9 protein-coding genes are annotated in these 12,695 nt (G+C 67.9%); 5 read left to right on the plus strand and 4 right to left on the minus strand.

Annotated features, from left to right (window positions below; translation table 11 throughout):
* The first annotated feature begins 70 nt into the window (after window positions 1–70).
* Window positions 71–235, plus strand: coding sequence for a hypothetical protein (locus OV287_RS32020; protein WP_267537836.1), 165 nt, complete (start codon window positions 71–73; stop codon window positions 233–235).
* Here the strand turns inward: OV287_RS32020 and OV287_RS32025 are convergent.
* The 3 genes from OV287_RS32025 to OV287_RS32035 form a co-directional block, all read right to left on the minus strand.
* On the minus strand, window positions 230–703 hold the full coding sequence (locus OV287_RS32025) for a hypothetical protein (protein ID WP_267537837.1): 474 nt from the start codon (window positions 701–703) through the stop codon (window positions 230–232). The two genes, OV287_RS32020 and OV287_RS32025, sit on opposite strands and share 6 nt — an antisense overlap.
* A 159-nt stretch (window positions 704–862) precedes the next feature.
* Complete coding sequence (locus OV287_RS32030) at window positions 863–3,085, minus strand: tetratricopeptide repeat protein (RefSeq protein ID WP_267537838.1); 2,223 nt, start codon at window positions 3,083–3,085, stop codon at window positions 863–865.
* Window positions 3,086–3,246: 161 nt separating this feature from the next.
* A complete protein-coding gene (locus OV287_RS32035) occupies window positions 3,247–4,458 on the minus strand; it encodes a hypothetical protein (RefSeq protein WP_267537839.1) in 1,212 nt (403 codons plus the stop codon).
* A 98-nt stretch (window positions 4,459–4,556) separates the two neighbouring features.
* On the opposite strand from OV287_RS32035, the gene sseA reads away from it, so the two are divergent.
* From sseA to OV287_RS32050, 3 genes are all read left to right on the plus strand, one after another.
* Window positions 4,557–5,405: a 3-mercaptopyruvate sulfurtransferase gene (gene sseA, locus OV287_RS32040; protein ID WP_267537840.1), complete on the plus strand. Its 849-nt coding sequence runs from the start codon at window positions 4,557–4,559 to the stop codon at window positions 5,403–5,405.
* Window positions 5,406–5,489: 84 nt separating this feature from the next.
* The gene (locus tag OV287_RS32045; RefSeq protein WP_267537841.1) at window positions 5,490–7,109 is read left to right on the plus strand and encodes an alkaline phosphatase family protein; all 1,620 of its coding nucleotides are present in this window, start codon (window positions 5,490–5,492) and stop codon (window positions 7,107–7,109) included.
* Window positions 7,110–7,192: 83 nt separating this feature from the next.
* Complete coding sequence (locus OV287_RS32050) at window positions 7,193–11,137, plus strand: serine/threonine-protein kinase (protein WP_267537842.1); 3,945 nt, start codon at window positions 7,193–7,195, stop codon at window positions 11,135–11,137.
* Window positions 11,138–11,167: 30 nt separating this feature from the next.
* Here OV287_RS32050 and OV287_RS32055 read toward each other — a convergent pair whose 3' ends face one another.
* Window positions 11,168–11,704: a TetR/AcrR family transcriptional regulator gene (locus OV287_RS32055; protein ID WP_267537843.1), complete on the minus strand. Its 537-nt coding sequence runs from the start codon at window positions 11,702–11,704 to the stop codon at window positions 11,168–11,170.
* A 161-nt stretch (window positions 11,705–11,865) separates the two neighbouring features.
* Between OV287_RS32055 and OV287_RS32060 the strand changes: the two genes are divergently transcribed.
* Window positions 11,866–12,645 (plus strand): crotonase/enoyl-CoA hydratase family protein, encoded by a 780-nt coding sequence (locus tag OV287_RS32060; RefSeq protein ID WP_267537844.1) that lies wholly within the window; start codon window positions 11,866–11,868, stop codon window positions 12,643–12,645.
* Window positions 12,646–12,695: the final 50 nt, after the last annotated feature.

Raw genomic sequence — 12,695 nt, forward strand, 5'->3', positions numbered from 1 at the left:
ATCTTTCAGGGCGGCGCGCTGTCGGTGACGAATTCCGCCGACGCAGATCAACTTCCATCTGCCACGCGACGTGCAGCCCACCATCCGTTCGAGCTATTTCATCGGCGTCATCAACACCAATGGCGAGACCAACATCTCGGTCACCGAGGTGCCGATCAAGGCACTCGCCCCGGCATTCTTCAGCGCGGCTTCCTCTCAATCCGCAGCCGCCGCCGAGGAGGGCAAGGAATTATGAGTCCTTGTTCTCCTCGAGCTGCGCTTTGGCCTTCTCGATCAACTTCGCGAGCTTCTTGTTTCCAGGCTGGAGCTTGAATGCTTGCTCGAAAGACTCTAGCGCAACATCCTCGGCCCCATCCCGATCGAGGAAGAACTCGCCGAGGCGGATCATGGTCGCGACGTTTCCCGGATCGATTCGAATGATTTCTCTGAATACCTGCTCTAGATCCTCGAGAGTCAAATCGAGGTCCGGGTCGTCGGGGTCCATGTCGAGGAGGGTCTCTTCGAGACGGTCAGCAGCCTTGAGCAATCGCTCCATCTCCGTTTGAGCGACTGGCTTCTTCGCGGCTGCCGGCTTCTTCTTCGCCGTGGCGGACTTCTTCGCAGCTGCCGGCTTCTTCTTCGCCGTGGCGGACTTCTTCGCAGCTGCCGGCTTCTTCTTCGCCGTGGCGGACTTCTTCGCGGTCCTGGACTTCTTCGTTGCCATAGGGGTCAACCGTGGTCGGAGGTTCGAGGTTCGTGGATGGAGAGCGCACGTCGAGACAGGCGCGCAGAAAGGGTACCAGACGGGGACCCGGGGCCACTCACCTCTGGTCCCGGTTTCGCTCGTCCTCCCCTCCTCCCCCGCGAGTCTCGGCACGCTGGGTTACATGGCCAGGGCTCTCTCCGACTTCGAGGCCATCTTGACGCCAAGCGGACCCGGCTCGACCTGGAACGTGAGGACCTTCCGCTCTCGTATCACCTTGAGATCGCGGTGGCCGGTTCCGGGCTGTCGGGTGAGCGTTGCGAGCTGGGAGAAGGTCGGCAGCAGCGTCGTGTCGTACACGAGGATGAGATCTCCAGGCTTCAGTCCGAGCTGCTCCGCCTGGGAACCAGGTTGGATCTCCGAGATTGGCGCCCCTTTGAACTGCTGTTCGGGGGTGGGATCCAGCGCCAGCCCTTTGCGGTAGGCGAGCTCGGCGGATCCGAGGTTCCCCGCCATCAGGTGGGCGGTGCTCAGCGTGTCGTAGAGCTTCGGGTTGTCGGGGTGCTGGTGGACCGCGTCGTTCAGGAGCGAGATCGCCCGGGAGTACTGCTGGCTCTGAATGAGGAGCGTGGCATAGACCTGGGCGACCTCGACATCGCGGGCGCCCTTGAGCCGGGTGCCGGCTTCGAGATCCTTCAAGGCCTGCTCCCGGTGCTCCTGAGTCGCGTAGACCAATCCCCGCAGGAGGTAGGCCTCGCCGAGCCGGTCGTCCAGGGAGATGGCCCTGCTGGCATCGGAGACGGCCTGATCCAGGTGGCCCGCCTTCCTGTGGACCATGGCCAGGGCCAGGAAGGCCACCGCCTGCCGATCATCGAGCCGGATGGCTTCGTTGGCGTCCTCCAGGGCCTCCAGCGGCTTGTTCAAGAGGCTGTAGGCCAGAGCCCGTTGGGAGTAGGCCTCGGGATTGATGGGCTCGAGCCGGAGGGCCTCGTTGGCATCTGCCAGGGCCCGTTCGGGGTCCTGCAGGATCAGCCACACCGTGGCTCGCAGGGTGAAGGCATCCGCCACCGAGGGGCCGAGCTCGATGGCCTTGTTGGCATCGGCGAGCGCCTCCGGGAGCAGGTCCTTGCTCAGGTGGAACCTGGCACGCCCGATGTACGCGAGGGCGCTATCGGGGCCGAGCTCAATGGCCCGGTCGTAGTCCTCCCGTGCCCTGTCGAAGTCCTGCCGGGCGAGGTGCGCACTGGCCCTTGCCAGGTATGCCCAGGGGGAGTCCTTGTCCTGCTTGACGGCCTTCTTGGCCTCCTCGAGCCCACGGTCGACCTCCAGCCGCGCCAGGTAGACGCGTGAGCGGACAACGTGGGCCCTGGAGTTGTCGGGCTCCAGCTCCAGACTCTTGGCTGCATCGGCCAATGCCTTGTCATATTCCCGTCTCTCCACCCAGGCATGCCCTCGGGCGGCGTACGCCTGCGCCAGCCCTGGGTCCAGCTCGATGGCCTGACTCGCGTCCGCCACCGCTGCTTCGAAATCAGCCCTCTCGATCCGCGTCAGTGCCCGGCCCGCGAAGGCGGGTGCCGCTCTGGGTTCGATCTCGATCGCCCGGGTGTACTCGTCCATGGCGGGCCCGAGCTGGCGCGCGTCATAGAAGCTCTCGGCGCGGATGAGGTGTGCCGCCGCCTGAGGCGCCAGGCCAGGGTACCGCTCCGGCTCGCGCGCCAAGAGGAGGGCCCCGAGCACGAGCAACACCACTCCCAGCGCCACGCCGACTCCGATGAGCCGGTAGTGCTTCTCCTGGGAGATCCACCGCCAGGCGTGCTGAGGAAACCCTCTCAGCCTTCCCAGGGGAGGAAGGAGGCGCTGTTGGAGCCGCCGGAAGTTCTGGCGAAGCCTCGCCTGCATGGGAGGGGCTGTGGAGCGGGGTAGCGGAGAGGGGACCTCGAGAGCCTCCTCCCGAGGTGCGGGCGTTTTCAGATACGACGCATTGTCGGGCGGCCTGCTCAGGAGCAACCGGACCGAGTGGGCCAGATGTTCCAGGTGCCGTTCCAGCGGCGGCGTCATCGCGTCCATCCAGTGCGGCGTGCTGATGAAGTATTCCAGGGCCTTCGAGGGCACCACGTCCTCGATCCGGAACGGAATCACGGGAATGCCGCGATGGACCGCACGCTCCACCTCACGCTTGATCTGTTGGGAGCGATTGGCGCTGGCCGAAAAGACCAGGACGAGGCTACGGGCCTCGTTCAATGCATCGATGATGGCCTCGCCCCAGTCCTCGCCTGCGAGGATGTCTCGGGGAGCAATCCAGCACCGGAGTCCATGCCTCTCGAGGGTTGCACAGACCGCATCGGCGGTCATCTTGTCCTTCGGAGAACCGCTCGCGTAGCTGATGAAGACGTCGTGAGCCATGGTGGATCCGGAGCGTGAAGGGGCAGCCCACCTTCAACCCTGGAGCCGCATGGCCACGACGGCAAGTCCGGCAAGAACCCTTGGCAGGGGGTGGAATGCACGCTCGTACCGCAGGCTCTGGCTTGGGCCGCCGCTCGGTCCGGCAGCACAGCACTCGCCTCTCACGGCTGGGCGATCAGCTTCGCATCCGTGATGCTTCCCAGGCCCCGCACCACGGTCGAGCTGTCCGCGACGACGTCATACAGCACGATCCCTTGATACGTGAGCACGAGGAGCGTCCGCCCATCCGCGCTGATGTCGGGCACGCTGGAGATCGACTCAATCGCTATCTCGCGGGTCGCGTCGCGCTCGACATCGTACTCGTACAGATGGACGACGCTGTAGTGCTCAACGCCCTCGAGGAAATACAGGGTCCGCCGGAGCGGGCTCGCCGCGGCGAAGCTGTCGTGCGTGCTGCACTGTCCCTCGTAACGTCGCCAGACCCGCTCCTGGCCGGTGCTCAGCTCGAGGCGCCGGTAGCTACCGGCATCGACCCCCTCACAGTCGGTCGAATTGTCGCCTTCGCGAAAGAAGAGCATCGTGTCCCCCAGCACCACGGGCGTCAGCATCCCTTTGCGGACCTGCTTCAAGGGAGGGCCGACCTTCCACGGCCGCTTGCCCGTAGACTCCAGCGTGGCGACGCGGACGCCACCGCGTGGATGCCTCAGCACGGTGCGCTGCTCACCGCTGAGCAGCATGTTGCCCGCGGTGTCGGTCGTGCCACGAGGGAGCACGCGAACGCTCTCGGGCCGGGGGCCGAAGCTCCAGCTCCACCACTCGACCATGCTCGAATCTCCGATGGAGACGAGCACGCGCGAGCCGTCCGCCGTGAACATCTCGGGAAACTGAGGGAAGAAGCGCCCATCCTCGGTCCATGTCTCCGACAGGCCGGAGGTAATCGCCACGATTCCGTTGAGGTCCCCCAGGACGAGGAAGTTACCGCCCTTGGCACGTCCCGCTTTGTTCTTGGGCACGTTGAGCTCGCGGCCAGCCACCACGAAGCTCACCAGGAGGGAGTGGGGAATGTCCGAGTCACCCGTGACGTGTGCCGCCACCGCCCAGCGCCCCGTCGGCGGGTGCACGGCGAGGGACGTGAAGCTGCACGGCTTTGACTTGCGCACGATCTTGCCCCGCTCAGGACCTCCGAGCATTCGACTGTCCGAGTTCTGTCGGCAGTCCGCGAGGATTCGTGGGCCGTCCTTGCCCACGTAGACGACACTCCCCTCCTTGGCGACGATCAGCGGCACTGGCGACACGGAGGTTTCGGCCCACGCCACGGTCGAGGACGTGGCCAACAGGGCGAACAGCACGGTGACTCGATAAGTGTTGATCATGCGACTACGACGGACCCGGAAAGCCCGATATTCACGCGCAGTGCGTCCCCTCCCCTCTGCTACTCTTCCAGCGCTTCGCTGGCCCTGAAAGGTCTCACATGCCGCAGGATCCGCTCGTCTCCACCGCCTGGCTGCAAGAGCAGCTCGCGGCCCCTGACGTGAAGGTCGTCGACGGAACGTGGTTCATGCCCGCCGACCAGCGCAACCCCAGACGCGAATACGCCCTGGCCCATATCCCTGGCGCGGTGTTCTTCGACATCGACGAGATCGCGGACACGGACAGCCCGCTGCCGCACATGCTCCCCTCCCCCGCCAGGTTCGCCACCTGCGTCCGAGCACTGGGGATCGGCGACGACGCGCGGATCGTCGTCTACGACGCGAAGGGCGTGCATTCGGCGGCGCGGGTGTGGTGGACCTTCCGTGCCATGGGCCACGAGAACGTGGTGGTGCTGGACGGCGGCCTGCCCAAGTGGAGAGCCGAGGGCCGTCCCCTCGAGAGCGACGAGCCTGTTCCGCGGGAGCGCCCCTTCACCCCGCGATTCACCGCCGAGCTGGTGCGCGACAAGGAGCAGGTCCTGCGGGCGCTCACCAGCGGCCGCGAACAACTGGTCGACGCCCGCCCCGCAAACCGTTTCACCGGCGAGGCCCCCGAGCCGCGCCCCGGACTGAGGGGAGGCCACATGCCGGGCGCGCGCAGCGTCCCATCCACCCGTGTCATCGCGCCCGACGGCACGATGTTGCCGGCCGACCAGCTGGCGCGGGTATTCGAGGCGGCGGGCGTGGACCTCGAACAGCCCATCGTGACGACCTGTGGCTCGGGGATAACAGCGTCGATCCTGGCCCTGGCCCTCGCGCGCCTCGGCCGGACGCGGACGGCGGTCTACGACGGGTCATGGACGGAATGGGGTGGGTTGGCCGACACGCCCATTGTCACCGGCCCGGCCTGAGCCTCACTGAAGGTGGGGACGTGACCAGGCGGTAGGGACGCATGTTGGTTGCTTCTGACCCTCCGGCCGGGGAGGCTGCCGGCCATGTTGCGTGCCCTCGCTGCCCTCCTCGTCCTGCTCGCCCTACCCGCTTCCGCCCGAGCCCCGAAGCTCACGTTGTTCATCAGTGTCGATGCGCTGGGCAGCGACCTGCTCCTGCGCAACCGTCCGCGCCTCACCGGGGGCCTGGGGCAACTGCTCAACACGGGGGCTTACTACCCCTACGCCCGGTATGCCTACGCGGAGGCACGTACCGCACCGGGTCACGCCACGTTGGCCACCGGCGCGAACCCCTGGCGCCACGGCATCGTGGACAACGACATCTATGACCGAGCCACGGGCCAGAGCGTGCAGCCCTACATGGACCCGACGCACCAGCTCCTGGGCGGAGTCACCGTCCCCACGTCGGACACCAGCCCCGAGAACCTGATGGCGGAGACACTGGCGGACCGGCTGCACGTGTCCACGCAGGGTCGAGGCAAGGTGGTGGCACTGTCGTTCAAGGCTCGCTCAGCGATACCGCTGGCCGGGCGTCGGGGACAGGCCTGGTGGTTCGACGAAGCGACGGGGAAGATGGTGACGAGCACCTGGTACACGAAGGCGGTGCCCGCGTGGATGCAGGCTTTCAACGCGCGCAAGCTGGCGGACGCGAGCTTCGGCAAGACGTGGGAGCTGCTGCGTCCGCGCGCCGAGTACGTGGGCGAGGACGACCACACCGCGGAACCGCCGGACCCCTACCGCATGGGCCGCACGTTTCCCCACGCAATGAACGGCGGGCTCGAGGAGCCGGGTCCCGCGTCGTACCGGGTCTTCGGCGTGTCGCCCTATTCCCATGAGCTGCTGGTGCAGGCGGCGAAGGCGGCACTGGAGGGCGAGGGCCTGGGCAAGGACAACGTGCCGGACATGCTCGCGGTGAGCTTCAGCGGCACGGACGCGGCATTCCACACGTTCGGTCCGTACTCGTGGGAGATGCAGGACACGCTGCTGCGGTTGGATCAGGCGCTGGGAGAGCTCATCACCGCCGCCGAGCGCGCGGCGGGAGGCCGGGCGAACCTGGTCATCGCGTTGTCGGCGGACCACGGCGGCGCGGACATTCCGGAGGCCTGGGCCCAGGCGGGCATGCCCGCGGTGCGTCTCAACCCGGTGGAAATGGCGAAGGGCCTGGCCCAGGAGCTGCGCGCGAAGTTCGGGATCGACGTGGCGGTGAAGTTGATGGAGTTGGACGTATACCTGGGCGGCAAGGCGTTGGAGTCGGGACAGGTGGACGGCGTGGCGGTGCGGAGAGCGGCAGCGGCGTGGCTGTCGAAGCAGCCCTTCGCGGTGATGGCGGTGGCGAAGGACGACCTGGACTCGGCGCCGGACAGCGGGGGGCTGGTGGCACCGCTGCGGCGCGGCTACTACCCGATGCGCAGCGGGGACGTGCTCTTCGTGTCGAAGCCGTTCCAGGTGGTGAGTGACTATCCGCGAGGAACGAACCACGGCACGCCGTACTCCTACGACGTGCAGGTGCCGGTGGTGTTCGCGGGCCGGGGTGTGAAGCCGGGCCTGTACCTTCAGGAGATCGACCCGGTGGACGTGGCCCCCACGCTGTCCGCGCTGCTGGAGATGGGGATGCCCGCGTCGGCGGAGGGCAAGCCGCGTGCGGAAGCCCTCACCGGCCGGTGAGGGCTACGTCCGCCCTGGAAGTCCTACGACAACCGCGTGCGCCCGAATAGGCTCGCTCTCGCCGGACCCAATCTGGACCCAACATGGCCGACGACGACAACGACGACAAGACCTCTCCACCCGCCAACCCGGCTGGAGTCCTGCCCAAGGGAACCGTCATCGATGGCCACTTCGTTCTCGAGGGCCTGGCGGGCCGCGGAGGGATGGGCGCCGTCTATCGCGCCACCGATTCCTCCACGGGGGGGACCGTCGCGCTCAAGTTGCTGCATGCCGTTACCTCACCGGAGGTGGCCTACCGCTTCAAACGGGAGGCGGTGCTGCTGGCCGAGCTGCGTCACCCCGGGATTGTCTCATACGTTGCACATGGCTCCACCAAGGTGGGCCAGCCCTACCTGGCCATGGAGTGGCTCGAAGGAGAGGACCTGTCCCGGCGCCTCGCCCGCAAGCCGCTCGGCCTTCCCGAGACGCTGTCCCTGCTGCGCCGGGCCGCGGAGGCACTCGCCACGGCCCACCAGCAGGGCATCGTCCACCGCGATCTCAAACCCTCCAACCTCTTCCTGAGAGGGGGGCGGCCCGAGGACGTGGTGCTGCTGGACTTCGGTCTGGCACGCTACGCCACGCGCACCCTGGTGGCGGTGACCGGCACGGGGACGGTGGTGGGGACGCCGGGATACATGGCGCCGGAGCAGGCCTCCAGCGCGCCGGAGATTCCGCCCGCCGCGGACATCTTCTCGCTGGGGTGCGTGCTGTACGAATGCCTCACCGGCCGGCCCCCCTTCGCCGCGCCGCACTTCGCCGCCACGCTGGCCAAGATTCTGCACGCTGAGCCGGCGCCCCTGCACACGCTGCGTCCAGGCCTGCCCGCGGGCCTGCAGGTGCTGGTGGACCGGATGCTGGCCAAGAACCCTCGGCGGAGGCTGTCGAACGCCGCCAGCCTGCTGGAGGCGCTCGAATCACTGGAGTCCGTCCCCGAGCTGCTGCTGCCGCAGGTGGGGATGGAGCCGCACCGCGACAGCGTGGCGGAGGCCGAGCAGCTCCTCGTCAGCGTGCTGCTCGTGTCCCTCGCCGCCTCACCGGAGGAGACGGCGGATTGGAACCAGGGTCTGGCGTTGCGCGACTCGCTGCGCGCGGACCTGGCGCCGCTTCGGGGTGCCCAGGTGGAACTGCTGGCGGATGGCTCGCTGGTGGCCACGCTGGTGCCCGAGCGCGGCACGGCCACGGACCAGGCGGCGCTGGCGGCGCGCTGTGCCCTCACCCTCAAGGAGCGTTGGCCGGAGGCCTCGGTGGTACTGGCCACGGGCCTGGGTGTCCTCAATGAGAGGCTGCCGGTGGGCGAGGCCATGGACAGGGCGGGGCGGCTGCTGCGCCAGCTCGAGCGCGCCTCCTCCTCCAGCGTGGTGATGGACGAGGTGACGGCCGGTCTGCTCGGAGCCGGCTTCCAGCTCTCCCGCTTCGACTCGGGCACGTTCGCGTTGCAAGGCGAGCGGCTCGATGCCGACGCCTCCCGTCCGCTATTGGGCAAGCCTACCCATTGCGTGGGCCGGGAGAAGGATCTGGCGCTGCTCGACCTCACCTTCACCGCCTGCGTCGAGGAGCCGGCCGCCCGGGCCTTGTTGGTGACGGCCCCGCCGGGTGTGGGCAAGTCCCGGCTGCGCCAGGAGTTCCTTCGGCGCCTGGAGGGCAAGGAGCAGCCGCCACTGGTGCTGCTGGGGCGTGGAGACCCGATGAGCACGGGCGCCTCGTATGGCTTGTTGGGCCAGGCACTCCGAAGGCTGTGCGGGGTGGGCGAGGGCGAGAGCCTGGAGGCGCGGCGGAGCCGGCTGTACCAGCGGGTGGCCCTGCACCTGCCCGAGGCGAACGCCCAGGAGGTGGTGGAGTTCCTGGGAGAGCTGTGCGCCCTGCCCTTCCCCGAGGAGCACAGCCCCCGCCTGCAGATGGCGCGACGCGAGCCGCGATTTATGAGCGCGCAGGTGGGCCGGGCGTTGGGGGCCTTCCTACAGGCCGAGTGTCTGCGGCAACCGGTGCTGCTGGTGCTGGAGGATCTGCATTGGAGCGATGAGCTGACGGTGAGGCTGGTGGGCGAGCTGCTGCGGGAGCTGGCCGGGCAGCCCTTCATGGTGCTGGCGCTGGCGCGGCCCGAGGTGAAGGAACTCTTCCCGGGACTCTGGGCGAGCCGCGTGCAGGAGGTGCCGCTCCAGGGGCTGAATCGCAAGGCGTGCGCCCGGCTGGCGCGTGAGGTATTGGGGCCCCAGGTGCACGAGTCCGTGGTGCAGCGGGTGGTGGAGCAGTCGGACGGCAACGCCCTCTTCCTGGAGGAGCTCATCCGCATGGTGGCGGAGGGGCGCGGGGAGGAGGCGCCGGAGACGGTGCTGGCGGTACTGCAGGCGCGCCTGCAGCGGATGGAGCAGGGGGCACGCCAGGTGCTGCTGGCCGCCAGCCTCTTCGGCGGTGCCTTCTGGCCGGAGGGTGTGGGGGAGCTGTTGGGCCACCGGACGGCGCAGCCGCTGTTGGAGCAACACCTGCAACTGCTGGTGGAGCAGGAGCTCATCGTGCCGTCGCCTGACAGCCACTTTCCCACCGTGGCCGAGTACCGTTTCCGCCACGCGCTGGTGCGGGATGCGGCCCATGGCCTGGTGCCCGAGAGTCACCGGTTCCAGGGGCACCGGCTCGCGGCCGCCTGGTTGGAGCAGATGGGCGAGCCCGATGCGTTGGTGCTCGCCACGCACCTGCGGTTGGGGGGGCAGCCCGAGCGTGCCGTCCACTTCTACACCCGGGCCGCGGAGAAGCTCTTCGAGCGCAACGATCTGCAGGGGACGATGTGGTGCGTGGATGCAGCGCTGGCCTGCGAGGTGAGCGATGAGTCCCTGACCCGGCTGCGCGCGCTCCAGTCCGTGGTGGACTACTGGCAGGATCGGATGCCGAGGTCCTTGGAAGCCGGTGGTGAGCTCCTGCGCGGGCTGAAAGAGGGCAGCCCGCTGTGGTGCTGGTTCATCGGCGGCCAGATCGTCGGCCATCTCTATTACGGGCATCTGGAGGAGGTGGGCAGGTTGCAAGAGCTGTTGCTTCGCACCACGCCTGAGCCCGAGGCGGCCTTGGCCTACGGTGAGGCCGTTGGCATGTTGATGGGCACGCAGATGTTCATGGGGGCGCGGCAGGGCGTGGAGACCGCGATCGAACGGTTCGCGCAAGCGGGTGCTGGCGTCGTGGGCCAGGAGTTCCTGAAGCTGTACCTGCCACTGCTCAAGGGCCCCTTCCAATACTTCTTCGAGGCGAGGTCGTGGGAGACCTTCCTCATGGCGGAGCAGGGAACGCGTGTATTTCGTGAGCTCGGCGCGGAGCGGCTCGTGAGCCAGACGCAGATCCTCCTGGGGCAGAGCCTGGGTGCCCTGGGAGAGCTGCCCGAGGCCCTGACCCATCTGCGAGAGGCACTGGCCAGCGCCCAGCGGTTGGAGCGCCACGCCACGGCTGTCTATGCCCAGCAATTCCTGCTCATGACCCTTGTTGGCAGCCCCGAGCCAGGGCACCGGCAGGAGGCTCGTGACATGCTGTCCGACTACATGAGGCACGAGCAGGTCGATCCCATCCGGCAGGGGACGGGCTATTCCATGCTGGCCAGGCTGTTGGCGGTGGAGGGCGAGCCGCGCGAGGCCGAGGTGTATGCGCGCAGGGCCTGTGAGTTGCTGGAGCCCTTCCTGCTGTACCGGGTCTACGCGCGGACCGTTCACTGCTCCATCCTGCTTGCGCTGGGACGAGTTCCAGAGGCCAAACAGGTGGCGCTGCTGGGAGTCCAGGAACTGGAGCAGATGGGAAATGAGGGCGTGTACGCGGTGGCCATGCACCTGGCGCTGGCGGAGGCCTGCTTCGCGCAGGGAGATGGGAGTATGGGAGATGCAGCCCTGCACAAGGCCCTGCAGTGCGTGAGGGCTCGCGCGAGCGACATTCCCGAGCCCGAGGCCCGCGAGCGCTTCCTGCGCCAGGTGCCCGAGAATGCCCGGACACTGGAGCTGGCCCGTCAGCGCAGCCCATAGTCTTTTCAGCGGATTTTGGGATGGAGGAGACTATTCGTCCCCACTGCCAGCGGACGGCTTCGCTCGTCGTTGCCGCCTGCTGGATGCGTTCGCTTGAAGCGCTGAAGTGATGAGCGCACGTGCCGACTCGAGAACGGCAAGCGCGCTCGCGTCGTCCGGCAGCGCGCGAGCCAGTGCTACGGCCCCAAGCGCGGCCGCGAGGACACCAGGCGCCTCATCGTGGCTCCCCAGCTTCTCGCCGAGAGCGCGAACGACTTCCGCGAGCCCAGCCTCGAACGCCTGCCGAACCTCCTCGTCGCTGCGCCCCACCTCGGACGTGATCGCAGGAAGCGCGCAGCCCGCCGCGGGGTTGCGGACATGCGCGAGACTGAGGTAGCGCGCGAGCGCCTCGTCCAACGTCACGTCCGCCGAGAGAAAGCGCCGTGCACTCGTCCCCAGCTCCTCACGAAGGACGGTGCAGAGGAAGTCCTGCTTCGACTCGAAGTGCGTGTACAGCGCGGCACCGGTGAGCCCGACGCGGCGGGCGATGCCGTCGACGCCAGCCCCCTGCACTCCACGCTCCTTCACGTGGCGACCGCCCTCAGCGATGAGGCGCCGCCTGACATCCCCGGTGTGTTCCTTCGAATACCTCACGCGGCCAGCTTGACAGCATGCCCGGCGAATGGCAAACGCCCGTTAGCTTAACGGTCGTTTACTCATCGGCCCGTCGGCCACAACGGAGGCTCTGCATGTCCACGCTCGTCACCGAAGAGACGGTTGGATTCGTCCGGAAGATCGGCTTGAACCGCCCCGACAAGCGCAATGCGATGAACATCGCGCTCATCGAGCAGCTCTCTTCCGCGTTCGCGCGCGCCGAAGCCGACGAAGCGATTCGAGTGATGCTGCTGTTCGCGCACGGGCCGGTGTTCACCGCGGGCCTGGACCTGATGGACGTCTTCCCGCGTCTCGGAGAAGCGGACTCGCTGTTCCGCTCGGCGGGGCTCGACCCCTGGGCAACCCACGGGCCGGCGCGCACGAAGCCGCTCATCCTCGCAGTGCACGGCAAGTGCCTCACACTCGGAATCGAGTTGATGCTCGCCGGCGACATCACCATCGCCTCGGAAGACGCCACGTTCGAGCAGATCGAGATCGACCGCGGCATCTTCCCGTTCGGCGGCGGCACGGCGCGCTGGGTCCAGACAATGGGCTGGGGAAACGCGATGCAGTACCTCCTCACCGGTGATGCGCTGGACGCACGCGAGGCGCATCGCCTGGGCCTCGTTCAGCGTGTCGTGGCGCGCGACGCGCTCATGGACACCGCGATGGGCATCGCCGCCCGCGTTGCGTCGAAGGCTCCTCTCGCCATCAAGGCGACGCTCGAGAGCGCACGGACCGCGGTGCTCGACGGGGAGCGCGCCGCCGCCGCGAAGCTGCTACCTGCCATCATGCAACTCGCCGTGACCGAGGATGCCCGGGAGGCCCTCATGGCATTCATGGAGCGGCGCCCAGCCACCTTCCACGGCCGTTGACCGTTCCCCGCGACGCCGGACGCGAGTTCGCGCAACTGGTCCGATGGTCG

This window comes from Archangium lansingense, assembly GCF_026626635.1.
Taxonomy (GTDB): Bacteria; Myxococcota; Myxococcia; order Myxococcales; family Myxococcaceae; genus Archangium; species Archangium lansingense.